Origin of the sequence: Nioella sp. (genome assembly GCF_965215655.1) — a bacterium.
GTDB lineage: Bacteria > Pseudomonadota > Alphaproteobacteria > Rhodobacterales > Rhodobacteraceae > Nioella.
In genome coordinates, this window is record NZ_OZ244111.1 from 1,809,529 (window position 1) to 1,831,899 (window position 22,371).

At 62.6% G+C, this 22,371-nt stretch carries 21 protein-coding genes; 11 read left to right on the top strand and 10 right to left on the bottom strand.

The annotated features are described in order from the left end of the window. Nucleotides 1-10 precede the first annotated feature (10 nt). Together ACOOEX_RS09205 and ACOOEX_RS09210 are read right to left on the bottom strand one after the other, a co-directional pair. On the bottom strand, nt 11-691 hold the full coding sequence (locus ACOOEX_RS09205; RefSeq protein WP_420398118.1) for a hypothetical protein: 681 nt from the start codon (nt 689-691) through the stop codon (nt 11-13). A gap of 56 nt (nt 692-747) precedes the next feature. After that, on the bottom strand, nt 748-1,167 hold the full coding sequence (locus ACOOEX_RS09210; protein WP_420398119.1) for a PaaI family thioesterase: 420 nt from the start codon (nt 1,165-1,167) through the stop codon (nt 748-750). Nucleotides 1,168-1,385: 218 nt separating this feature from the next. On the opposite strand from ACOOEX_RS09210, the gene ACOOEX_RS09215 reads away from it, so the two are divergent. Then, nucleotides 1,386-1,661 (top strand): hypothetical protein, encoded by a 276-nt coding sequence (locus tag ACOOEX_RS09215; protein WP_420398120.1) that lies wholly within the window; start codon nt 1,386-1,388, stop codon nt 1,659-1,661. Nucleotides 1,662-1,723: 62 nt separating this feature from the next. Here ACOOEX_RS09215 and ACOOEX_RS09220 read toward each other — a convergent pair whose 3' ends face one another. The 4 genes from ACOOEX_RS09220 to parE form a co-directional block, all read right to left on the bottom strand. Further along, entirely contained in the window at nt 1,724-2,260 is a 537-nt protein-coding gene (locus tag ACOOEX_RS09220) for a hypothetical protein (RefSeq protein WP_420398121.1), read from the bottom strand. A 35-nt stretch (nt 2,261-2,295) separates the two neighbouring features. Then, entirely contained in the window at nt 2,296-2,994 is a 699-nt protein-coding gene (locus ACOOEX_RS09225; RefSeq protein ID WP_420398122.1) for a DUF5765 domain-containing protein, read from the bottom strand. A gap of 291 nt (nt 2,995-3,285) precedes the next feature. Further along, nucleotides 3,286-3,978, bottom strand: a complete 693-nt coding sequence (locus ACOOEX_RS09230; RefSeq protein ID WP_420398123.1) for a hypothetical protein — start codon at nt 3,976-3,978, stop codon at nt 3,286-3,288. After that, a complete protein-coding gene (gene parE / locus ACOOEX_RS09235; RefSeq protein WP_420398124.1) occupies nt 3,975-5,936 on the bottom strand; it encodes a DNA topoisomerase IV subunit B in 1,962 nt (653 codons plus the stop codon). The genes ACOOEX_RS09230 and parE overlap by 4 nt, the downstream gene beginning before the upstream one ends. A gap of 216 nt (nt 5,937-6,152) precedes the next feature. Here parE and ppk2 point away from each other — a divergent pair, with 216 nt between their 5' ends. Next, the gene (gene ppk2, locus ACOOEX_RS09240) at nt 6,153-7,082 is read left to right on the top strand and encodes a polyphosphate kinase 2 (protein WP_083431368.1); all 930 of its coding nucleotides are present in this window, start codon (nt 6,153-6,155) and stop codon (nt 7,080-7,082) included. Nucleotides 7,083-7,158: 76 nt separating this feature from the next. Here the strand turns inward: ppk2 and ACOOEX_RS09245 are convergent, their stop codons facing one another. Further along, on the bottom strand, nt 7,159-7,605 hold the full coding sequence (locus tag ACOOEX_RS09245; RefSeq protein WP_420398125.1) for a hypothetical protein: 447 nt from the start codon (nt 7,603-7,605) through the stop codon (nt 7,159-7,161). Nucleotides 7,606-7,797: 192 nt separating this feature from the next. Between ACOOEX_RS09245 and ACOOEX_RS09250 the strand changes: the two genes are divergently transcribed. Next, nucleotides 7,798-9,180 carry an MATE family efflux transporter gene (locus ACOOEX_RS09250; RefSeq protein ID WP_420398126.1) on the top strand — a complete coding sequence of 461 codons (1,383 nt, stop codon included), beginning with the start codon at nt 7,798-7,800 and terminating at the stop codon, nt 9,178-9,180. A gap of 21 nt (nt 9,181-9,201) precedes the next feature. Here ACOOEX_RS09250 and ACOOEX_RS09255 read toward each other — a convergent pair whose 3' ends face one another. Together ACOOEX_RS09255 and ACOOEX_RS09260 are read right to left on the bottom strand one after the other, a co-directional pair. Beyond that, entirely contained in the window at nt 9,202-10,587 is a 1,386-nt protein-coding gene (locus tag ACOOEX_RS09255; RefSeq protein WP_420398127.1) for a M20/M25/M40 family metallo-hydrolase, read from the bottom strand. A 75-nt stretch (nt 10,588-10,662) separates the two neighbouring features. Further along, nucleotides 10,663-11,382, bottom strand: coding sequence for a hypothetical protein (locus ACOOEX_RS09260; RefSeq protein ID WP_420398128.1), 720 nt, complete (start codon nt 11,380-11,382; stop codon nt 10,663-10,665). A gap of 270 nt (nt 11,383-11,652) precedes the next feature. On the opposite strand from ACOOEX_RS09260, the gene ACOOEX_RS09265 reads away from it, so the two are divergent. The 4 genes from ACOOEX_RS09265 (at nt 11,653) to ispG (ending at nt 16,211) form a co-directional block, all read left to right on the top strand. Then, nucleotides 11,653-12,237: a 5-aminolevulic acid synthase gene (locus tag ACOOEX_RS09265; protein WP_420398129.1), complete on the top strand. Its 585-nt coding sequence runs from the start codon at nt 11,653-11,655 to the stop codon at nt 12,235-12,237. 185 nt (nt 12,238-12,422) lie between these two features. Further along, nucleotides 12,423-13,646 carry a 5-aminolevulinate synthase gene (gene hemA / locus ACOOEX_RS09270; protein WP_420398130.1) on the top strand — a complete coding sequence of 408 codons (1,224 nt, stop codon included), beginning with the start codon at nt 12,423-12,425 and terminating at the stop codon, nt 13,644-13,646. 162 nt (nt 13,647-13,808) lie between these two features. Continuing rightward, nucleotides 13,809-14,993, top strand: coding sequence for a helix-turn-helix domain-containing protein (locus ACOOEX_RS09275; RefSeq protein ID WP_420398131.1), 1,185 nt, complete (start codon nt 13,809-13,811; stop codon nt 14,991-14,993). A 93-nt stretch (nt 14,994-15,086) separates the two neighbouring features. Continuing rightward, nucleotides 15,087-16,211: a flavodoxin-dependent (E)-4-hydroxy-3-methylbut-2-enyl-diphosphate synthase gene (gene ispG, locus ACOOEX_RS09280; RefSeq protein ID WP_420398132.1), complete on the top strand. Its 1,125-nt coding sequence runs from the start codon at nt 15,087-15,089 to the stop codon at nt 16,209-16,211. 207 nt (nt 16,212-16,418) lie between these two features. Here the strand turns inward: ispG and ACOOEX_RS09285 are convergent, their stop codons facing one another. After that, nucleotides 16,419-17,453 (bottom strand): alkylphosphonate utilization protein, encoded by a 1,035-nt coding sequence (locus ACOOEX_RS09285; protein WP_420398133.1) that lies wholly within the window; start codon nt 17,451-17,453, stop codon nt 16,419-16,421. Nucleotides 17,454-17,641: 188 nt separating this feature from the next. Between ACOOEX_RS09285 and ACOOEX_RS09290 the strand changes: the two genes are divergently transcribed. From ACOOEX_RS09290 to ACOOEX_RS09305, 4 genes are all read left to right on the top strand, one after another. Then, complete coding sequence (locus tag ACOOEX_RS09290; RefSeq protein ID WP_420398134.1) at nt 17,642-19,054, top strand: FAD-binding oxidoreductase; 1,413 nt, start codon at nt 17,642-17,644, stop codon at nt 19,052-19,054. Then, nucleotides 19,047-19,760 (top strand): VIT1/CCC1 transporter family protein, encoded by a 714-nt coding sequence (locus ACOOEX_RS09295; protein WP_420398135.1) that lies wholly within the window; start codon nt 19,047-19,049, stop codon nt 19,758-19,760. Before ACOOEX_RS09290 ends, ACOOEX_RS09295 begins: the two co-directional genes overlap by 8 nt. 85 nt (nt 19,761-19,845) lie before the next feature. After that, nucleotides 19,846-21,651: a phosphogluconate dehydratase gene (gene edd / locus ACOOEX_RS09300; protein WP_420398136.1), complete on the top strand. Its 1,806-nt coding sequence runs from the start codon at nt 19,846-19,848 to the stop codon at nt 21,649-21,651. A 76-nt stretch (nt 21,652-21,727) separates the two neighbouring features. After that, nucleotides 21,728-22,369 carry a bifunctional 4-hydroxy-2-oxoglutarate aldolase/2-dehydro-3-deoxy-phosphogluconate aldolase gene (locus tag ACOOEX_RS09305; protein ID WP_420398137.1) on the top strand — a complete coding sequence of 214 codons (642 nt, stop codon included), beginning with the start codon at nt 21,728-21,730 and terminating at the stop codon, nt 22,367-22,369. The last annotated feature ends 2 nt before the right edge of the window (nt 22,370-22,371 follow it).

Genomic DNA, 22,371 nt, shown 5'->3' on the forward strand with positions numbered 1-22,371 from the left:
GCGCAAGGGTTTATGAGCAGATGCCGTGCGGCTCCAACCCGTCCCAGGGCAACCGTATGGCGGGTTGTGACATGCCCTCAGTCAGCGGTGTAAGGTCCAGATATGGTTGAAGAATATCCTCCAGTCGTGCTGTGCGTGCGCCGTCTGGATCGATGGCGCGGCAGCAGACATATTCCTCGACCAGGCTGGCCTGCTGTTCATATCCATAGCTGAGAAAATCTGGAGTATCTTCAGGAACGTCAAAGAGATAAGGGTCGTCACTGACCCAGTGTTCCGACGCGCCGCGCAGCGGGTGGTAGCCCGTGACCGCCCGGTTCTGCCATTGCCAGATATGAGTCATCTCATGGGCAAAGAACATTGCCGCCACCAGCCGCAATTCATCCGGGTAGCCTGCCAGATAATCGTCCAGGTAATAGTCCGGCGTGACCCAGATGCGCCTGAATGTGGCAATTCCGGCCGCGCGGCTTTGGACGGTAAGTCCCTCTGGTGGCGGGAAAATCCGCTCCCGGCAAGTCACGCGGGGGCGTACGGGGCGGGTATGGCTGCGCAGGCCCACGAGGGGCATTTCGACGATGCGGATCGGGGCGGTGTCGAGCCCCGGTTGTAACTCACCCATAAAGGCGCGTTCCGCATCGGTCAGCGGGCGACCACAGGCGGCAATCAGCAGGCATAGGGCGAGAATCCAGCGCATGCGCGTAGTCTAGCCGATCGGATGGACATCGCCAGTGCCGGGGACATCAAACCGCGTCAGACCACGTAGAAGGTGGCCTGCGCCCGCGCCACGGGTTTGCCAGAGGGTTCGGCCACCATTTCGGCCTCGACAAAGGCCATGCTCTTGCCGGCCCGCACGATATCGGCGCGGCAGACGATCCAGTCGCCGACGCCAGGGCGCAGGAACTGGCAGGTGAAATTCGTGGTGGCGACCGGGCGAAAAGACCCGAAGAACCCGGCTGTAGCAAGTACCATCGTCGTATCGGCCATGGTCATCAGCGCCTGGCCCGAGATGATCCCGCCCACACGCGCCAGCCGGTCGCTGTTGGGCATGCGGGAGATCGTGTGCGACTCACTCACCTCGGTCACGTCCAGCGCCAGATCGCGCACCCACTGGGCGAAGTTCTCGGTCAGAAAGCGGTTCAGGTCGTCTGCGGTCAGGGCAGGGGTGGTCATGGTTCCGGGCCTTTCCTGTGTCGTGCCAACCAACGCTACGCCCTTGGAAATGAAGGGGCAATCCCGGATCGGTTATCCGATAGCGCATAGCTGTTCTTGGCTGACCGAGCGGCGATTTTGGATGACGGGGCCGGGTCTGGCAGGGTTTTGGCGTCGGCTCCTCCCAAACCCCGGCGCAACCTTAACCCCTATTGACCTTGACCCAAGGAATTTGACCCATGAAGAACCCTGTTATGACCCTGATCGCCGCGGCCCTCACGGCTGCTACAATTGCCCCCGCCGCCTCGGCTGACATCATCGTGCTTGGCTCGCCTCTGCATGTGATCGAGGACGACGTGAAACTGACGCCGCTGCCCGAGCCGCGCCCGCTGCCCTTCCCGTTCCCGGTGGTGCTGCCCATGCCGCGTCCGATCCCGTTGCCGGATACGTGCCTGAGCTGCCCGCCCATGCCGCTGGATTACACCCCGATTTCGCGCACGGTGATCCTGCGCTGATCGGACCAACCTGACTTTGTCATGCTTCGCCCCGGGGTTGCCACGCGCGCCTCGGGGTTATTTCAGTCGATATCCCTCAGCCCGATGGACCGCCTGAGCGCGTTCATCGCCTGCATATAGGCCTCGTCGATCTGGTAATCCGTGGGCAGATCGTCAGGGGCGAACATCGCCTCCCATGCCTCGTCCCAGTCATAGCCCGCATGGACCCGACGGTCCCCCAGATCATGCGTCACCACCGCGCGGATTTTCGCGTCTTCGCCTTGCCCGGTGAACGTGTGGAAACAGAGCTGCATGAACTCGAAATGCCGCTGGTAGAAATCCTCAGACAGAAGGTGGCGATAGATATTCACCTCCCGGTCCAGCCGCCGTTTTGTGGCAATCAGGTCGGGGGGAGAGATCTCCTTCCAATACCCCACCAGCCGCCGGAAACAGTAGATCCGGTTCATATCGGGCGCGATGCGGTCGTAGATTTCCAGCCGCTTGGCCAGGATGGGCCGGTTCTGCCACAGCGCCTTGTCGATGGAGGCGAGCCGCCAGATCAGCGCCCCCGCCAGTCCGGCGAAGACAAGGGTAAACAGAACCTGCAACCAAGGGGCCATGGCATCCTCCCTGTCGTCACGCTAGCAGATGCGGGCTATGCCGTCACCGTTCGGCGCACCCAGGGCGACATCGAGATTAGCACCAGACCGACGGAGAAGAGGCACCAGACCGCCGGCATCTCGTTGGGGTTGGCGGTGAGCGTCGCTGCCAGGATGGGCCCAAGCGCCGCATGCACCAGCGCAAACCGCCACGCCCCGTAGAACAGCGGGAAGATGAAGACCGCCAGCAGGTAGTCGGGGAAGGGCACCCAATGTCGGAACACATCGCCCCCGAACCGCCCCGCGAAATCCGACAGCGGCATGTCCCAGGCAAGGTGCCATGTGCCCGACAGCGTACACCACTGGGGGCCGCACAGCGTTGTGCCCGGCACGCATGGGCCAATCGAGGCCATCGGCACCATCCGCATCAGCAACAGGACCGAGATCACCGCCGTCAGCCCCATGATCGTCCGCCACATCCGGGCCGAAACGCCCCCCATGATCGCCATGCCAAAGGCGTTGATGAAAAGGGGTTGCAGCGAGATATGGACGTAGCTGAGCAGCGCCGAGGCGCGGTTTCCGGTCAGCTCGCATTGGTCGATGGTCTGGTAGCCCCAGACCTGCAACGCCTCCATCGAGGCGAAAAACGCGAGCGTGATCGGGATCGCGGGCGGATCCCCGCGTCTCCATGTGACGACCGTTGCGGCGGCACCGACGCCCACCATGGCCAGACTGGCCCCCTCGCTCCAGCACATCGGCTGTCCCCCCGCTTGTGTGCGTCAACTGTTGCGGGTTGCGGGGGAGCGGTCAAGGGAAAGGGTAGAGCTGTGCCCCCGGCGCGGAACCAAGGCGCAGCCGCCGCGCCATCGCCGACGCGCCCCCACGCGGAGGCGATTTGGGTAGGGCTAGGCGAGACGGAGAGGGAGCGCGGATGTGGCAGCCATAAAGCGCGGGTCAGAAAGCCCCGGATCGCCCCCACGCGCGTCGTCGAGGACGCTTGGGAAGGCGTAGGGTGGGCAGTTTGTCACTCAAAGCGTGCAACTTCTCTATTCTTCACTATTGTCATCAGAAGGTGGAGGAAGTTTTTTTACTTCTTCAGGCGCAGGTATTTGATTGTACTGCTGACTTCCCCGGCGAGCTATTCCCGCAATTTCGGTAAGTCTGTCGGTCATAGGTTTAATATCCTTTCCGAACTTACCCGCGACCTCTCCAAAGTCAGAAATGCCACCCAAAATCACATCAAACAAGCCCTTAGGCGAATGAATTTGCTGCTCCATTGCAGCGATCCGGTTCAAAAGTCGTTTCTTATGAGGATCATCAAACTCCGGAGATGCCAAAACAATCTTTCTTAGATCGCCACATAGCTCGAGAGCTCTTCCTTTGTCCCTAGCTTCAAGTGAAAATGTTGGAAGCAACTCACCTGACAACTCTCCCATGTTGGGAGGAATACTATAATCTTCATAAACACTAATTATTCGCTCAATTCTTTGACCGAGATCTCGCTGAGCGCCTTGCGCTTCCGAATACCCCTTCGAAAGGAGTGTGTGGACTTCTGGTGGGAAGTGCGAAGAAAGAAACCGGGCCAAGAGAGCTAACTCATCATAGTCTGCTCTAGTAAGTGAACCTGGATCACTATTGTATTCACTACGTGAAATCTGTGCCTTCTTTATTAGTTCTGAGAACCTAGTTTTAGCTTTAGATACTTGTTCCATCGTAATACCCGCATAAGATTCACTCAAACATCCAACTCCTCCACAAACCGCGCATTCTCCTGGATATACTGGAACCGCAATTCCGGCTTTTTCCCCATCAGGCGCTCCACAAGGTCTCCGGTCTCGCCGGGGAACTCGTCGTCGATGGACACGCGGATCAGTTTCCGCTGCTCGGGGTCCATCGTGGTTTCCTTCAGGTCCTTGGCGTCCATCTCGCCCAGGCCCTTGAAGCGTGAAACGTCGATCTTGCCCTTGCCGCCGAGCCCCTTGGCCAGCCACTCATCCCGCTCCGCCTCGTCCAGGCAATAGACGCGGCGGGAGCCTTGGGTAAGTCGGTACAAAGGCGGGCAGGCGAGGTAGAGATGCCCGTGGTCGATCATCGGCCGCATCTGGGTGAAGAAGAACGTCATCAGAAGCGAGGCGATATGCGCCCCGTCCACATCCGCGTCGGTCATGATGATGATCTTGTCATAGCGCAGGTCGTCGATGTTGAACTTCGTCCCCACGCCGACGCCCATGGCCTGACAGAGATCGTTGATCTCGGCATTGGTGGTGATCTTGGACCCCGCCGCGCCAAGCACGTTCAGGATTTTTCCGCGCAGGGGCAGCAGCGCCTGTGTCTTGCGGTTGCGCGCCATCTTGGCGGAGCCACCGGCCGAGTCGCCCTCAACGATGAACAGTTCCGTCCCCTCGCGATTGGAATTGGAACAATCCACCAGCTTGCCCGGCAGACGCAGCCGCTTGGTGGCCGACTTGCGGGCGGTTTCCTTCTCCTGCCGACGGCGCAGGCGTTCCTCCGCCCGCAGCACCAGGAAATCGAGGATCGCACCGGCGGCCTTGGTATCCGCCGCCAACCAGTTGTCGAAATGGTCGCGCACGGCGTTTTCCACCAGCCGCTGCGCCTCGGTCGTGGCCAGCCGGTCCTTGGTCTGGCCCACAAACTCCGGTTCCCGGATGAAGCACGACACAAGCGCACAGCCCCCGGTGATCAGGTCGTCGCGGGTGATCTGCGCGGCCTTCTTGTTGCCCACAAGCTCGCCATAGGCGCGGATGCCTTTCAGAACGGCGGCCCAGAACCCGGCCTCATGCGTGCCGCCCTCGGGCGTGGGGACGGTGTTACAATAGGACTGGATGAACCCGTCGCGGGACGGCGTCCAGTTGATCGCCCATTCCACCTTGCCCGGCGTGTTGAACCGTTCCTTGAAATCCACCAGGCCCGCGAAGGGCTGATCGGCATAGGTGGAGGCGGCCCCGAGCGTTTCCTTCAGGTAATCGGCCAGACCGCCGGGGAAGTGGAACGTTGCCTCCTGCGGCGTGTCCCCGTCTTCGATGGCAGATTTCCAGCGGATCTCGACGCCGCTGAACAGATACGCCTTCGACCGCACCATTTTCAGCAGCCGCGCGGGCTTGAACCGGTGGTGGCCGAAGATCTGTTCGTCGGGGTGGAAGGTGACGGTGGTGCCGCGCCGGTTGGGGGCGGCGCCGATGGCCTGCACGGGGCCTTGCGGGATGCCGCGCGAGAACTCCTGCGCGAAGAGTTCGCGGTTGCGCGCGACCTCGACCCGCAGGTGATCGGAAAGCGCGTTCACGACCGACGCGCCGACCCCGTGCAACCCGCCCGATGTTTCATAGCTGTCGCCCGAGAACTTGCCGCCCGCGTGAAGGGTGCACAGGATCACCTCCAGGGCGGACTTGTCGGGGAACTTGGGATGCGGGTCCACCGGCATGCCGCGTCCGTTGTCGCGGATGGTGATGGAGTGGTCGCCATGCAGCTCCACCTCGATGCGGCTGGCATGGCCGGCCACGGCCTCATCCATGGAGTTGTCGAGGATTTCGGCCACAAGGTGATGCAAGGCACGCTCATCGGTGCCGCCGATATACATGCCGGGGCGTTTGCGGACAGGCTCCAACCCCTCCAGAATCTCGATCGAAGAGGCGTCATAGCCCCCATTGTCCACCGCAGGGGAAAGAAGATCGTCGGCCATGTCCATCTGCTCTTTGCTTTGTGCTTTTGATTGGCTGGCAGGGTATCGCAGGGGCGGGGCAGCCGACAAGGGGCAACGCAGGATTTTGTGGGGCAGGGGGCGCGGGCCACTATCCACGGGTTTTCCGATGTTTTGTGTCAGTTTCTTGACACCGATCAAGGCGCATTGTCGCGGTCTGTGGCAGACGGTGCGCAGGACATGAAGAAGGAGACCGCAATGACCGCACCCGCAGCCACCGACGCCCAGATCGAAGCCGGACAGACCAACGGGGCCGACAAGGGCTTTCCCACGGTGACCACGGATGACATTCGCCATGCGTTCGAAACCGGCGAGTACCCATATTCCGACAAGCTGCCGCGCAAGGCCTACGAGGCCGAGAAGGCGCGCATTCAGGCGGAACTTCTGAAAGTTCAGCTATGGGCGCAGGACACGGGACAGAAATTCGTGATCTTGTTCGAGGGCCGCGACGCGGCGGGCAAGGGCGGCACGATCAAGCGGTTTACCGAACACCTGAACCCGCGTTTTGCCCGCGTCGTGGCGCTGAACAAACCCACGGACGAAGAGCGCGGTCAGTGGTTTTTCCAGCGCTATATCAACCACCTGCCAACCTCGGGCGAGATGGTGTTCTATGACCGCAGCTGGTACAACCGCGCGGGCGTGGAACGCGTCATGGGCTTCTGCGAGCCGCATGAATATCTGGAATTCATGCGCCAGACCCCGGATCTGGAACGGATGCTGGTGCGCTCTGGCATCCGACTTTACAAATACTGGTTCTCGGTCACGCAGGAAGAACAGCGCGCTCGGTTTGCCAGCCGCGAAACCGACCCCCTGAAGCAGTGGAAGCTAAGCCCAATCGACAAGGCGAGCCTTGGCAAATGGGACGCCTATACCGAGGCGAAGGAGGCGATGTTCTTCTACACCGACACCGCCGATGCGCCCTGGACGATCATCAAGTCGAACGACAAGAAGCGCGCGCGTCTCAACACCATGCGTCATTTCCTGTCGACGCTGGATTATCCCGGTAAAGATCACGACATCGCGCAGGCGCCCGATCCGCTGATCGTGGGCCATGCCAGTCATGTGATCCATGCCTCGGACCATATTCTGGGGGCGTCCCTGCATCCTGATCAGCGGCGTGACCGCTAAACGAAGAAACGGCGCCCGTTCGGGGCGCCGTTTCCTTCAGACCAGACCGATCCGGGGCAGACAGATGGAGCGTGGCCTAGTAGGTCGAAACCAGATTGACGTCGTCCGCACTGATGATATTGCGCTGCACGCCGACGCTGGCCATGGCGACGAGCAGGGCAATATCCTCATCTGACAGGTTGCCATCGTTATAAGCCAGAATACCTTCCTCGATCCCGGTCAGGATCGTGGCATTGGTCATGGCGTTGGCGATGTCGAACATGCTTTCCGCGCCGGCCTCGTCGATCATGCCCGCATCGTAGAGCGCATTGAAATGCGCGGAATGGAACACGACGAACGCATCGCTGACCTGCTGCGTCCGAAGTTGCGCTTCCAAGTCCGAGGCGAGCGAGGAAATCCCGTCCTCGATCATCGCCGTCGCAGCCAGCGCCATGCCGGCAACCGCAGCGGTCAGAACCGTCCAGTCCACCGAAACGGCCCCACTTTCGGACGTCAGGAAATTATGCCAACTTTCGTGTTGCATTCTTGTTTCTTCTGCTCGCTGTTTACGCAGATGCTTATCTCGTCAAAAAATGTGGCGTGAATGTGGCGCGGAGGGGGGTAAGCTAAGCAACAATGCGGTTCCAATCTGGAAACGTGTACCCACTTTATCGGGTATTTTCAAATAATTACAAAGCCGCTTGTCAAGGGGCCTCGTCGCAGAAGAGTACCAGCAATGACACCTTTTCGCCATCACCTTGGGGCTGTTTTTTTGCTTGGTCTTCCCCTGGCGGGCAGCCATCTTGCCCAATTATCCATCGGGATCACCGACACGGTCATGTTGGGATGGTATGGCGTCAGCGAACTTGCCGCGCAATCCCTGGCGTCTTCTTTCTTCTTCGTGGTGTTCCTGCTCGGGTCCGGGTTCGGCATCGCCGTCATGCCCATGGTGGCCGCCGCGATCGCCAATGAAGACAGGACGCAGGTGCGCCGAGTCACGCGCATGGGGCTGTGGCTGTCCTGTCTCATCGGATGCGCCTCGATGCCGCTGTTCTGGTTCAGCGGCCCGATCTTCGTGGCCCTCGGGCAGGAACCGGACCTGTCGCAGCTTATGCAGGACTATCTGCGCATCGCGGGCTGGTCGATGCCGCTGTTCCTGCTTGCCGTGGTGTTCAAAAGCCACCTGTCAGCGCTTGGTCACACCCAGATCGTGCTGTGGGCGACATTGGCCGGGACGGCGGTGAATATCGGGTTCAACTGGGTGCTCATCTTCGGAAATCTCGGCGCGCCGGAACTGGGGATTCGGGGCGCGGCCATAGCGTCGCTTGGCACAAATGCGCTGATCCTGGTGTTGCTTGGCGCCTACGCGGCGCTGGCGCGGGACTTGCGCGAATACACCATCCTGGCGCGGCTCTGGCGGCCGGACTGGGGCGCGTTTGGCGAGGTGTTTCGCCTTGGGATGCCGATCGGGCTGACGATGCTGGCTGAAAGCGGTCTGTTCACGGCAAGCGCCATCATGATGGGCTGGATCGGGGAAGAGGCGCTGGCTGCCCATGGCATTGCCGTGTCCATCGCGGCGGCAACCTTCATGGTACATCTGGGCCTGAGCTCTGCCGCGACGGTGCGCGCGGGTTATGCATGGGGTCGCAAGGACCTGCCCAACCTGCGAATGGGGGCGCTGGCCGCCCTGGTGCTGTCGCTTGGCATGGTGGCGATCACCATCGCCGCGTTCCTCGGCATACCGGAGCTGCTGATCGGCCTTTTCCTGGACCCGGCAGAACCGAACCGGGCGGCCCTGATCGCTACCGGCACGGTGCTGCTGGCCACGGCGGCGCTGTTTCAGTTGGCCGATGCGGTGCAGGTCATGGCGCTTGGCTTCCTGCGCGGGGTACAGGACACGAAGCGCCCCATGATCTACGCGGTGGTCAGCTATTGGGGCATCGGCGTACCGGCGAGCTATGTTCTCGGCTTTCCGCTTGGATTGGAGGGGGTTGGCATCTGGCTTGGCCTGGCCCTCGGGCTGTCGGTGGCGGCGGTTCTGATGATGACCCGGTTCTGGACGGGGCCTGCGCGGTCTGCCCTTGCCTTCGTGCCGGACACGCCCCCGCCCGACGCCTGAGCGCCGGGCAGGGGCAGGGTGTCAACGCGTCAACGCATGAAGAATACGCGCCCAGGACCGGATGCCCTTGTGAAAGCTCTCCAGGTCATATTTCTCGTTCGGGGAGTGGATCGCGTCATCGTCATTGGCAAAGCCCGTCAACAGCGCGTCCATACCAAGCACGTCCTTGAAGAACCCGGCAATCGGGATCGACCCGCCCATGCCGATGAAGACCGCCTCGCGCCCCCATTCATCGGACAGCGCCTGCCGGGCCTTTTCGAACTCGGGCCGGTTCACATTCATCACCGGCGCAGGGGAGCCTTCGAGATCCTGATTCCACTCAACGCTCAGATCGGGGCCAAGCCGGTCGGCCACATGCTTGCGGATCTTCACGCGCAGCGCGTCGGGATCCATGTCGCCCACCAGACGGCAGGTGATCTTGCAATGCGCCTGTGAGGGGATCACGGTCTTGGTCCCGGCCCCCTGATAGCCGCCCCACATGCCATTCACCTCCAGCGTCGGGCGGGCCCATTGCTTCTCGAGGCAGGAATAGCCCTGTTCGTAATGGGACACGGTATAACCCGCCTCGGCCAGATAGTCCGCCTCGTCAAAGCCCGACATGTTCCACTGGCGCAGGATGTCCTCGGGAACCTCGTGAACGCCTTCGTAAAAGCCCTCGACCGCAACGGCCCCGGTCTCGGAATCATATAAACTGTCCACGATCCGCGCCATTTCGCGCAGCGGGTTCAGCCCCGGCCCGCCATAATGGCCCGAATGCAGGTCGATGCGGGGGCCGGTCAGGGTGAATTCATCCTTCAGCATCCCCCGCAGCTGCGTGGGGATCGAAGGCACGCCCGGTGCCACCATCGAGGTATCGCAGATCAGCGCGATATCGGCGGTCAGTTCCGCCGCGTTTTCCTGCATGAAAGGCACCAGCGAGGGCGAGCCAGATTCCTCTTCTCCCTCGAAGAACAGCGTAATCCTGCCCGGCAGGCTGCCATGTACGGCTTTCCAAGCGCGGCAGGCCTCGACAAAGGTCATGAGCTGCCCCTTGTCGTCGGACGCCCCGCGCCCGCGAATGACTTTGCCCTTGGGCGTGTCTTCGATGGCGGGCTCAAAGGGCGGCGTGTTCCACAGGTTCAGCGGATCGACCGGCTGCACATCGTAATGGCCGTAGAACAGCAGATGCGGCCCGTCGGCATCGGCATTGACATGCGCCACAACCATCGGACGGCCCGGTGTCTCTCGCTTGGTGGCGTCAAAGCCCAGACCCTTCAGATCCTCCACCAGCCAATCCGCGGCCCGGTCGCAATCGTCGTTGTAGGCCGGGTCAGTCGAGATGGAGGGGATTCGCAGCAGCTCCATCAACCGGTCGGTGGCGTCCTCCAGGTTTTCGTCAATGCGGGCAAGAACGGCGTCAAGCGACATGGGGGAATCCTTTCACAATCGCGTGTTGTGGCGGAGCCTATCAGCCCGCCCGGCACTGTCCAGATGTGACCGGTTCTACTCGACGCAGGACCCAGACCAACCGCTGAAGCTCAGTTCTTCGGGGCGGCCATCCCATTCATACCACCAGGTGCCGGAGAAGACGCAGGGTGAACCGAAGAGGAAGGCAAAGCCGCCCCTGTAATCCTCGTCATTGGCCCGCCACCAGTCGCCTTCGACCAGCCACCCCCCAAGGTCCGGACGATTGGTGACAGAGGCGATGGACAGGCGCTTGTTCTCATCACCATACCAACCTTCTGACCAGTGGATCACGCCGTAGGTGCTGTCGAAATCCCGGTAGGTTTCAGGACGGCCCTGATCCTGGGCAAGGGCGCGACCTTCTTCGAAGAGGGCGCGAGCCTCCTCCACCTCTCGCTCCAGCCCGGCAAATACGTTGCCGCGAATGCGACGGGAATGCTCCAGATAGGCATTTAGAATGATCTGGCGAATGCGCCCGGCGGGCAGGCTGGCCGCGCTCTCCAGCTCTCGTGCCAGTGCGGACCGGGCTGCGGCAGGCAGTTCGAACAGAGAGTTTTCGAGCTGGCTGATCCCCTGATCTACTCGCATCGAAACGACGAGTTCTATCACGGTATCGATCCCGGACAGAACCCGGTCTGCCTCATCAATCACAACGTCTCCGTCTCGGTCGATCATCCAAAGCGGTTGGTCATAACTGGCCTCAAGCTCCCGTAGGGTTCGCATGCGCTGCAAGGCAAGCTCTTCGCGGTCCTGCGCCATCTGAACCAGATCCTGACCTGTCCAGTTTTGTGCCTCCGACATGGCTGAAAACAACGAGAGTCCGCTAAGAATTATTAGAAAAACAAATGGGCGCATGGCTATATCTCTCCTGTTAATGGCCTAGGGTAGCACAAGATGGCGGCAAGCTCAGCAACAGCGAAACAACAGGGCAAGCCTGTGCATTGCGTCAGGGTTGTTGCCGAAGGGCAGGGGCTGCGATATCCCTGTTAAGGTTTCAGCCATCCGACCCAAAGAGAGCGGAGTTTTTTCATGCGCGCGATATCCTTCCTTAGATCCTCGGGCCTTGCCCTTGCCATCGCGGCCACCGGGCTGCCTGCACTGGCGCAAGACCTGCCGAATCTGCGCGAAGCGCGCCGGCTGGTTTTTGCCGAACGCGGTGCGGTCGAGGTGGAGGTGATCGACCATGACAGCCTGTCGGATACCGACCGGGCCATTCTGCAATCGCCGCAACTGTCCGGCGCTGTCAGCTATTACGGGGCGATCGCCATTGCGCCCGGCATGGGGCTGGCCTCCGAGGCAACCGTTGCCGCCGCCAATTTCCATGACGAAGAGAATGCGCGTCGCGTCGCGCTTGAGGGCTGCGAAGCGCAGCGCAGCTCTGGCCCGTCCTGCATCGTGGTGATGGTGGTGCGCCCGGAAGGCTGGGAACCGGGTCGCAGCCTGCAGCTGAATACCGAGGCCACCGCTGCCCTGCGCGGCGAGTATCGCCGCCTTGGCCGGTCGCGTGCCATGGCCATTTCAGAGGCGACGGGACAATGGGGAATCGGCGACAGCGAGGAAACAGCCGTCGCCAATTGTGGACAGCAAGACTGCCGCGTTGTTGTACAGAACTGATCTTAGGGGTGGTCCGTTGATCCATGTCAAAGTAACCCGCGCGTCAATTTGTAACTTGCGAGGGGAGGGCCTCAGGGCCTAGATCACCCAAATCTTCGGATACCAAAGGAAACGCATCCGTCCGAAGCCATGCCAGCCGCGTCTTTCGGGCCCCCGCGAACGGGTCCGGGAAAAGGAGACCGCCAGTGAACTACGATGCCGCGCTTGATGCCGCCCTGAACCGCCTGCATGAAGAAGGGCGTTACCGGACCTTCATTGATATTGAGCGCCGTCGCGGTCAGTTCCCCCATGCGGTCTGGAAAAAGCCGGATGGCACTGAGCAGGATATCACCGTCTGGTGTGGCAATGATTACCTCGGCATGGGCCAGCATCCGGTTGTTCTGGAGGCGATGCACAAGGCGCTGGAAGATACCGGCGCGGGGTCCGGCGGCACGCGCAACATTTCCGGCACCACGGTCTATCACAAGGAACTGGAGGCGGAGCTGTCCGACCTCCACCAGAAAGAGGCTGCGCTTCTGTTCACCTCGGCCTATATCGCCAATGACGCGACGCTCAGCACGCTGCCCAAGCTGTTTCCGGGCCTCATCATCTATTCAGACGCGCTGAACCATGCCTCGATGATCGAGGGCGTGCGCCGCAATGGCGGGGCAAAGCGCATCTTCCGCCATAACGACGTGGCCCATCTGCGCGAGTTGCTGGAGGCCGACGATCCCGCTGCGCCCAAGCTGATCGCCTTCGAGTCGATCTATTCCATGGATGGCGATTTCGGCCCCATCGAAGAGATCTGCGATCTGGCAGACGAATTCGGCGCGCTGACCTATCTCGACGAGGTGCACGCAGTTGGCATGTACGGCCCCCGTGGCGCTGGCGTGGCCGAGCGGGACAACCTGATGCACCGCATCGACATCATCAATGGCACCCTGGGCAAGGCCTTTGGCGTGCATGGCGGCTATATCGCGGCCAGCGAAAAAATGTGCGATGCCGTAAGGTCTTACGCGCCGGGCTTCATCTTCACCACCTCTTTGCCGCCGGTCGTTGCGGCGGGGGCGGCGGCCTCGGTCCGGCACCTGAAGACCGATCAGGCACTGCGTGATCTGCACCAGGAACGCGCCAAGGTTTTGAAGCTGCGCCTCAAGGGCATGGGCCTGCCGATCATCGACCATGGCAGTCACATCGTGCCGGTCATGGTGGGCGATCCGGTGCATACCAAGAAGATCTCGGACATGCTGCTGTCGGACTACGGCATCTACGTGCAGCCGATCAATTTTCCGACCGTACCACGCGGGACGGAGCGCCTGCGCTTTACCCCGTCACCGGTCCATGATCCCAAGATGCTGGATGGCCTTGTTCGGGCAATGGACGCGCTGTGGAACCATTGTGCGCTGAATCGTGCCGAAATGAGTGCCTGACGCAAGTTCCGCAGGTGCAAAATAACCTCATGTTGTGTTAACACGCTCCTAAGACCGGCGATTTTGGGGAATCACCGGGATGGAATGGGGATGTCTTCGGTCGGCAGATCGGAAAACCGTCAAAGACCGTAGGCGAAACGCGGGGCACAGGGCCGCATGGGCATGAACACAGACACGTCGAAGGATGGCAGCTTGCCATTTGACGAGCTTGATACGCTTGACGTGCCTCTGGGGGACCTGATGCGCGGGGAACGCGCGACCCTTGGCAAATCCCTGCTGGATGTGGAACGAGAGCTGAAGATCAAGGCCTCTCACATCGCCGCCATCGAAAACGCCGATCTCTCCGTCTTTGCCACCAAGGGCTTCGTGGCCGGTTACGTGCGATCCTACGCGCGCTATCTGGGCATGGACCCGGAATGGACCTTCCGCCGGTTCAGCGCCGAGGCCGGGTTCCACGGCGTCCACGGGGATTCCGCGGCACAGGCCCGTGGGGCAAAGCGCGCCTTCGGCGATGCCCCCAAGCGCCTGAATCCCAATGATGTGATGTCCACCGCCCGCGTGTCTTTCGCCCCCGAACGCGAAAGCATGTTCAGCCGCCTGGAACCGGGCGCACTTGGCTCTGCTGCCGTCCTGATCGCGCTTGTCGGGGTCATCGGCTACGGCGCATGGTCGGTGCTGACGGAAATCCAGCGGGTGCAGTTCGTGCCCGTGGATGAGGCCCCGCAGACCGTCGCGGCCCTTGACCCGGTCGAAGCAGCCGGTGTCATGTCGATGGCGCAAACGGAACTGCCCGACGCCACCACGCCACGCCTGCCCTCGGTCGATCCCATTGACCGGCTTTATCGCCCGCAGGCGCTTGACACCCCCGTCCTGACCCCACGGGACGAGGCGATTGCCACGCTCGACCCCGATGCGGTCGGAGAATTCGCGCAAACCCCCGGCCTTGCCCGGCCAAATGCGCCCGAAGAAAGCTTTGAACTGGCGGGTGCGGTTCAGGTGACCGAGGCCCCGGCGGCCGATGAGGTGGTGCTCTTTGCCGTGCGCCCGTCCTGGATCCGCGTGAGCTCGGCCTCCGGCACCGTCCTGTTCGAGGGCACGCTTGACGCAGGCGACAGCTATACCCTGCCCGAAGGAGCCGACCTGCCGACCTTGCGCGCGGGCAATTCCGGCTCGCTCTATTTCGCGGTCAACGGCGTGACGCTTGGCCCCGCCGGTCCCGGCACCTCTATCGCACGCGACGTTGTGCTGACCGCCGATGCGCTGTCCGACAATTATGTGATGGCCGATGCCGCAGCCGACCCTGATCTGCCGCGTGTCGCGGCGCTGGTCCTGTCTGGCGACAACTGATCCGGCGACAACTGACGCACCCCCGTTGCCGTGCCCGGACACAGGGGCTATCTGACTGGCAGAAGCGTTTGATCAGGCCCGAGGCAGACCGACATGTCCCACAATCCCATTCGCCCCTGGCGCAATATCGACCGGCGTGACAGCCGCCGCATCATGGTTGGGAATGTGCCTGTTGGGGGTGGCGCACCGATTTCCGTTCAAACGATGACCAACACGCTGACCACGGATGTGGCGGGCACCATCGCGCAGGTGCAGGCCTGTGCCGAGGCGGGGGCCGATATTGTGCGCGTGTCGGTGCCCGATCAGGCGTCGTCCAAAGCGTTGAAAGAGATCGTGGCGGAAAGCCCGGTGCCGATCGTGGCGGACATCCATTTCCACTACAAACGTGGGATCGAAGCGGCCGAGGCGGGCGCCGCCTGCCTGCGGATCAACCCCGGTAATATCGGCGATGCCAGCCGCGTGGCCGAGGTGGTGAAGGCCGCCCGCGACCACAATTGTTCGATCCGTATCGGGGTGAATGCGGGCTCGCTCGAAAAGCACCTGCTGGACAAGTATGGCGAACCCTGTCCCGACGCGATGATCGAAAGCGGGCTTGATCATATCCGCATTCTGCAGGACCACGATTTCCACGAGTTCAAGATCAGCGTGAAAGCGTCCGATGTGTTCATGGCCGCCGCCGCCTATCAGGGGCTGGCAGAGGCCACGGACGCGCCCATTCACCTTGGCATCACCGAGGCGGGCGGGCTGATGACCGGCACCGTGAAATCCGCGATCGGACTTGGCAACCTTTTGTGGATGGGCATCGGCGACACGCTGCGCGTAAGTCTGTCTGCCGATCCGGTCGAGGAGGTGAAGGTCGGCTATGAGATCCTGAAGGCGCTCGGGCTGCGGCACCGGGGGGTCAACATCATCTCTTGCCCGTCCTGCGCGCGGCAGGGATTCGACGTGATCAAAACGGTGGAACTGCTGGAGGACCGGCTGGCCCATATCAAGACGCCGATGAGCCTTTCCATCATCGGATGTGTGGTGAACGGGCCGGGCGAGGCGCTGTTGACCGATGTGGGCTTTACCGGCGGCGGGGCCGGGTCGGGGATGGTTTATCTCGACGGCAAGCAGGCCCACAAGCTGGCTAATGACGGCATGGTCGATCACATCGTCGAGCAAGTGGAACGCAAGGCCGCCCAGATTGAAGCCGCCCGCGCCGACGCGGCGGAATGATCCGCGCTTAACCTTTTCTTCGTCTCGTGCTGTCAGGCTGTACCGGGCTCCGGTCAGCCCCTGCCGCGATGTTTGGGTGCGGTGCGACAGGGGCTGCCCTTCAGTGCCTTCGGCAGTCGGATCGCTTGGGCACGTGAAGAAGAGTACGGTAAGAATTCTTGCGAAAAGGTTAACGGTGTTTGCATGGTATTGGCGCGCAGCGGGCGATCACTCTGCGGCCATTGGAATGGGGTGCCCCGGTTGCCCGAAACGTGCCGCCAGATCCCGCGTCGCAAAACACAGGCGACCCTTTGCGATGGTGGCCACAGCATTGCGGGTGGTTTCATCGACAATCACCAGATCCGCCCGTTTGCCGTGTTCCAGCGTGCCGCGATCGGCCAAACCGATGATCTCGGCCGGTTTGGACGAGATCAGCGCCCAGGTGGCTGGCAGGTCCTTCAGCGCGCCATTGGCCAGAACCCAGGCTGCTTCGGCCATTTTATGGGGTGCGCCATCTGACACAAGCGCGTCGCAAAGCCCCTGCGCCACCAACCGGGCCGTTCCGGCCGCTTCACCGATGCCTGCGGAAGGGCAAAGATCCGCGGCGGAGGCAAGCACGCAATCGCCCATGGCACGCGCTGTGGCCGCCGCGGCCCGGCTGCGTGGCAATTCGGCAATCCGCGCCCCGAGCATCCGGTAATATTCCCGTGTTTCGGCATCGGCATCGCCAAGGCTGCCATAGGGGATGCCAAGCGAGTCGAGACATTCCGCCATCTGGCAGAGATCGCGGGGAAAGCTGGGGGCGCCGGCGTCTGCCGCAGTCGTCCGGGCGCGGGACGTGAACGAGGCAAGGTCCAGACGACGTTCTTCCAGCTGCCGCAGCCGGTCCGGGCCGAGACGCGCATCCGGCGACAGGATCAGCTTGGCCCGCAGGTCGATGCCGCCGCGAATGACGGCCAGCCTGTCCAGAACCTGCTCGATCAGCGGATCGGGGTCGGACGGAACGTTCAGCCAGGCCGTTGTGACGCCCTGTGCGGCCAGACGCGTTTTGATCGCGGGCAATGCCCCAATCAGCAACGGTTCGGGCAGGGCCAGATGCAGGTCGACGATGCCCGGCAACACCAGGTATCCGCTCAGGTCGACCTCGGGCAGGGGGCCCTTGGTGATCCGCCCGCGCGCCAGCCCGAGCGACCGGCGCTGAAGCTGGCCACTACGCAGAATCCGGGCGCCGGTCAGGCGCAGGGGCGGCAGGTGAAGAGACATTGTGAAGACCGCTCAAGCCAAGGTTTTCAGCTAGACTAGGCACGATCTGTATCGCCCGGATGACAAGAAACCGGAAAATCATGGTTAACAGGCGGAATTCCCGCCCGCAGCGACCATGGCGGCAATTGCACCGACGTGACGAGGGGCCTAGGGTCTGCCCGTTGGGTGCTGATGGGAAGGTGGTCGCCATGGCCGAACTGATGGAAATGCCGCGCAATGACGAGGGAATCGGAACGGCTGTGGCGCTTTTGAAGCAACGCTTCGCAGAGCGGCTGGAGACTGGCCAATCCATCCGCGACCAGCATGGCCACACCACCACATGGATCGAGACTCAGCCCCCCGATGCGGTCGTTTTCGTGGAAAGCACGGAGGAGGTGCAGGAGGTGGTGCGTATCTGCGCCGATCACCGCGTGCCGATCATCCCCTTTGGCACCGGCACCTCTCTGGAGGGTCACGTGAACGCCCCCGCCGGTGGCATCAGCGTGGATTTCAACCGCATGGACAAGATCCTTGCCGTGCATCCCGAAGATATGGACGTCGTCATTCAACCCGGCGTGACCCGCGAGGCGCTGAACACCTACTTGCGTGACACGGGGCTGTTCTTCCCGGTCGATCCGGGCGCCAATGCCTCGCTTGGCGGCATGGCCGCGACGCGCGCCTCCGGCACCAACGCGGTGCGCTACGGCACGATGAAGGACAACGTGCTGGCCCTGAAGGCGGTGCTGCCCTCGGGGGAAATCGTCAAGACCGGCAACCGCGCCCGCAAAAGCAGCGCCGGATATGACTTGACGCGGCTGATCGTGGGCTCAGAGGGCACGCTTGGCCTGATCACCGAATTGACCTTGAAATTGCAGGGCATCCCCGAGGCGATCTCGGCGGCCACCTGTTCCTTTCCCACGGTCGAGGCCGCCTGCAACGCGGTGATCATGACGATCCAGATGGGCCTGCCGGTGGCCCGGATCGAGTTGCTGGACGCGCTGTCCGTCAAGGGGGTGAACGCCTATTCCAAGCTCGATCTGCCGGAACAGCCGCTGCTGTTTCTGGAGTTCCACGGATCTGAAAACTCCGTGAAGGAACAGGCGCAAACCTTTGGCGAGATTGCAGAAGATTTCGGCAGTCAGGGCTTTGCCTTCACCACGAAACCGGAGGACCGCAATCGGCTCTGGCAGGCGCGGCACGACGCCTATTGGGCATCGCTGGCGTTGCGTCCGGGGGCCAAGGGCATCTCCACCGATTGCTGTGTGCCCGTGTCCCGCCTTGCCGAATGCGTCACCGCGGCGCAAGCCAAGGCCGAGGAACTGGGCCTGATCGCCCCGGTCGTGGGCCATGTGGGCGACGGCAATTTCCACACCCTGCCGCTGATCATGATGGATGACGCCCAAGAGGTCGCCCGCGCGCGGGAATTCGTCAGTTGGCTGAACGATCTGGCGATTTCCATGGACGGCACCTGTACCGGCGAACACGGGATCGGGCAGGGCAAGGCGAAATACCTGATGGGGGAACTGGGCGAAGGCGCCCTGACCATGATGGCGGCAGTGAAACGCGGCGTCGACCCGTTCAATATCTTCAATCCCGGAAAGATCCTGTTGTCCGATGTCTGATCTCACTGGCCAACCCTCCGCCCACGACGAACCCCACCTGTCTTTCCGCACCGGCTGGCTGCGCGCCGCGGTGATGGGGGCCAATGACGGCATCCTGTCCACCGCCTCCCTGATCGCTGGTGTTGCCGCCGGGGGCGGCGACAGGGTGGCGATTGTGCTGGCCGGGACCGCCGGATTGATGGCCGGCGCGATGAGCATGGCGGCAGGGGAATATGTCTCGGTCTCCAGCCAGGCCGATACCGAGGCCGCTGATGTGGAGCGGGAGAGATACGAGCTGGAACACAACCCGGACTCGGAACTGGAAGAACTGGTTGCGATCTATGAGTTCCGGGGCCTGTCGCCCGATCTGGCCCGCAAAGTGGCCGTGGAACTGACCGAGAAGGATGCGCTCGCCGCCCATCTGCGCGACGAGATCGGCATTACCGACCTGTCGCCGCCCGCCCCGGTTCAGGCCGCTGTCGTATCGGCCCTGACCTTCGCCGTCGGAGCCGCCGCGCCGCTGCTCGTGGCCATGTTTGCGCCGCTGACGGGTCTGGTCTGGTCCGTGGGCCTTGCCACGATTGTGGCTTTGGCCGCCCTCGGCGCCCTTGGGGCGCAGGCAGGCGGGGCGCCCAGGACGCGGGCTGCATTGCGCGTCGTCATCTGGGGCGTTCTGGCCATGGCCGCCACCTCGGCCATCGGGGCGCTCGTGGGGACCACGCTGTAGCCCGGTCCGGTTTCTCAAATCGGGACTGGTAATGTTAGCGCTAACGGATTATAGAATACGGTAACATGCAGCCAAGGAGACTCCGATGTCGCTCAATGCCCGGATTGCAGAGGTCACAGACCGGATCATCGCCCGGTCGGCGGACAGCCGCAGCGCCTATCTCGACCGGATGCGCCGCGCCGCCGATCAGGGCCCTGCACGCGCGCATCTGACCTGTGGGAATCAGGCTCATGCCTATGCGGCCATGGGGCAGGATCAGGGGGCGCTTGCCGAAGGGCGCGCGCCCAATATCGGGATCGTGACCGCCTATAACGACATGCTCTCGGCCCATCAGCCTTTTGAGCGGTTTCCTGGCCTGATCAGGGATGCCGCCCGTGCCCGAGGGGCGACCGCGCAGGTTGCGGGCGGCGTTCCCGCCATGTGCGACGGGGTCACGCAGGGCCAGCCGGGGATGGAACTGAGCCTCTTTTCGCGCGACGTGATTGCCTTGTCTGCCGGTGTGGCGCTGTCGCATAACTGTTTCGACGCGGCCATGTATCTTGGGGTCTGCGACAAGATCGTGCCCGGCCTGATCATCGCCGCTGCCACATTCGGCCATATTCCGGCGGTCTTCGTACCGGCGGGGCCGATGACCAGCGGCCTTCCCAACGATGAAAAATCCCGGGTGCGCCAGCAGTTTGCCACCGGCGAGGTGGGCCGCGACAAGCTGATGGAAGCCGAGATGGCCTCTTACCACGGGCCCGGCACCTGCACCTTTTACGGTACTGCGAACAGCAATCAGATGTTGATGGAATTCATGGGCCTGCACCTGCCGGGGGCGTCCTTCGTCAACCCCAACACGCCGCTTCGCGATGCGTTGACCATTGCCGCGACCGAGCGGGCGATCAGCATCACCGCGCTTGGTAATGACTATCGGCCTGCGGGCGAGGTTCTGGATGAAAAGGCCTTCGTGAACGGCATTGTCGGGTTGATGGCCACGGGCGGCTCGACCAATCTCGTTCTGCATCTGCCCGCCATGGCGCGGGCGGCAGGGGTGCTGATCGAACCCGCCGATTTCGCCGATATCTCTGCCGTCACTCCGTTGATGGCGCGCGTCTACCCAAATGGGCTGGCGGATGTGAACCATTTCCACGCGGCGGGCGGGCTTGGCTACATGATCGGCGAGTTGCTGGATGCGGGGCTGTTGCACGAAGACGCCGTGACCGTGGCAGGCGATGGCCTGTCCCGATACCGGCAGGAACCAAAGCTGCAAGGCGACAAGGTGGTCTGGACCGACGGTGCCGGAACCAGCCTGAACGAAAAGATCCTGCGCCCGGCCTCCGACCCGTTCCAGGCCTCTGGCGGACTGGCGGAACTGATCGGCAACCTCGGCCAGGGCATCATGAAAGTGTCTGCCGTGGCCCCCGAACGCCATGTGATCGAGGCCCCGGCAGCCGTATTCCACGATCAGGCCGATGTGAAAAAAGCCTTTCAGGACGGTCGGTTGAACCGCGACGTTGTGGTGGTCGTCCGCTTCCAGGGGCCGCGCGCCAACGGGATGCCGGAACTGCACAGCCTGACCCCGGTCCTGTCTGTGTTGCAGGATCGCGGCCACAAGGTCGCTCTCGTCACCGATGGCCGCATGTCCGGCGCGTCGGGCAAGGTGCCCTCGGCCATTCATGTCTCACCCGAGGCGCTTGATGGCGGCCTCATCTCCAGGCTGCAGGACGGCGACCTGATCCGCGTCGATGCGGTGAAAGGCTCGCTCGACGTGCTGACCGAGGGCGTCGCGGACCGCACCCCCGCCATGCCCGACCTCTCCGCCAACAGCCACGGCATCGGCCGCGAACTGTTCGAAGTCTTCCGCCGCAGCGCGGGCCCCGCGACCTCGGGAGCGGGCGTGGTCGTCTGATCTTTCATCTTGGCAAAAATACCTCCGCCGGAGGCGTCCAGACCCTGCCACCGGCCCCGACCCGAAGGACAAAGAGATGACCCCGCAACAAGCCTCTCTACACGCCCGCGAAATCGCGGCGCTTGCCCCGATCATCCCCGTGCTGGTCGTCGATGACGTCGCCCATGCCCGGCCGCTTGCCGAGGCGCTCGTCGCCGGTGGCCTGCCGGCGCTGGAGGTGACCCTGCGCACCCCCGCCGCACTCGACGTGATCCGTGAGATGGCAAAAGTGCCCGGCGGCGTCGTGGGGGCAGGGACACTGTTGACGCCCGACGATGTGCAGGCCGCGAAGGAGGCAGGCGCGACCTTCGGTGTCTCTCCCGGTGCGACTGACAAATTGCTCGATGCCTGCGAGGAGGCGGACTTGCCGCTCCTGCCCGGTGCCGCCACCGCAACTGAGGCCATGCGCCTTCTGGAACGCGGCTACTCGATGCTGAAGTTCTTCCCCGCCGAGGCTTCGGGCGGCGCTCCCGCGCTCAAATCCATCGGCGCGCCGATCCCGCAGATTTCCTTCTGTCCCACGGGTGGAGTCAGCATGAAAAATGCCAATGATTACCTTAGTTTGCCGAACGTTCTTTGTGCTGGCGGGTCCTGGGTTGCGCCGAAAGACGCGGTCGAGTCCGGGGATTGGGCACGCATTGAAACCCTCGCACGCGAGGCCGCCGCTCTGCCACGCTGAGC

Coding starts and splice junctions, on each gene's coding strand:
- ACOOEX_RS09205 (WP_420398118.1), bottom strand. CDS start 691: ATGCGCTGGATTCTCGCCCTATGCCTGCTGATTGCCGCCTGTGGTCGC.
- ACOOEX_RS09210 (WP_420398119.1), bottom strand. CDS start 1,167: ATGACCACCCCTGCCCTGACCGCAGACGACCTGAACCGCTTTCTGACC.
- ACOOEX_RS09215 (WP_420398120.1), top strand. CDS start 1,386: ATGAAGAACCCTGTTATGACCCTGATCGCCGCGGCCCTCACGGCTGCT.
- ACOOEX_RS09220 (WP_420398121.1), bottom strand. CDS start 2,260: ATGGCCCCTTGGTTGCAGGTTCTGTTTACCCTTGTCTTCGCCGGACTG.
- ACOOEX_RS09225 (WP_420398122.1), bottom strand. CDS start 2,994: ATGTGCTGGAGCGAGGGGGCCAGTCTGGCCATGGTGGGCGTCGGTGCC.
- parE (WP_420398124.1), bottom strand. CDS start 5,936: ATGGCCGACGATCTTCTTTCCCCTGCGGTGGACAATGGGGGCTATGAC.
- ppk2 (WP_083431368.1), top strand. CDS start 6,153: ATGACCGCACCCGCAGCCACCGACGCCCAGATCGAAGCCGGACAGACC.
- ACOOEX_RS09245 (WP_420398125.1), bottom strand. CDS start 7,605: ATGCAACACGAAAGTTGGCATAATTTCCTGACGTCCGAAAGTGGGGCC.
- ACOOEX_RS09250 (WP_420398126.1), top strand. CDS start 7,798: ATGACACCTTTTCGCCATCACCTTGGGGCTGTTTTTTTGCTTGGTCTT.
- ACOOEX_RS09255 (WP_420398127.1), bottom strand. CDS start 10,587: ATGTCGCTTGACGCCGTTCTTGCCCGCATTGACGAAAACCTGGAGGAC.
- ACOOEX_RS09260 (WP_420398128.1), bottom strand. CDS start 11,382: ATGGCGCAGGACCGCGAAGAGCTTGCCTTGCAGCGCATGCGAACCCTA.
- ACOOEX_RS09265 (WP_420398129.1), top strand. CDS start 11,653: ATGCGCGCGATATCCTTCCTTAGATCCTCGGGCCTTGCCCTTGCCATC.
- ACOOEX_RS09275 (WP_420398131.1), top strand. CDS start 13,809: ATGAACACAGACACGTCGAAGGATGGCAGCTTGCCATTTGACGAGCTT.
- ispG (WP_420398132.1), top strand. CDS start 15,087: ATGTCCCACAATCCCATTCGCCCCTGGCGCAATATCGACCGGCGTGAC.
- ACOOEX_RS09285 (WP_420398133.1), bottom strand. CDS start 17,453: ATGTCTCTTCACCTGCCGCCCCTGCGCCTGACCGGCGCCCGGATTCTG.
- ACOOEX_RS09290 (WP_420398134.1), top strand. CDS start 17,642: ATGGCCGAACTGATGGAAATGCCGCGCAATGACGAGGGAATCGGAACG.
- ACOOEX_RS09295 (WP_420398135.1), top strand. CDS start 19,047: ATGTCTGATCTCACTGGCCAACCCTCCGCCCACGACGAACCCCACCTG.
- edd (WP_420398136.1), top strand. CDS start 19,846: ATGTCGCTCAATGCCCGGATTGCAGAGGTCACAGACCGGATCATCGCC.
- ACOOEX_RS09305 (WP_420398137.1), top strand. CDS start 21,728: ATGACCCCGCAACAAGCCTCTCTACACGCCCGCGAAATCGCGGCGCTT.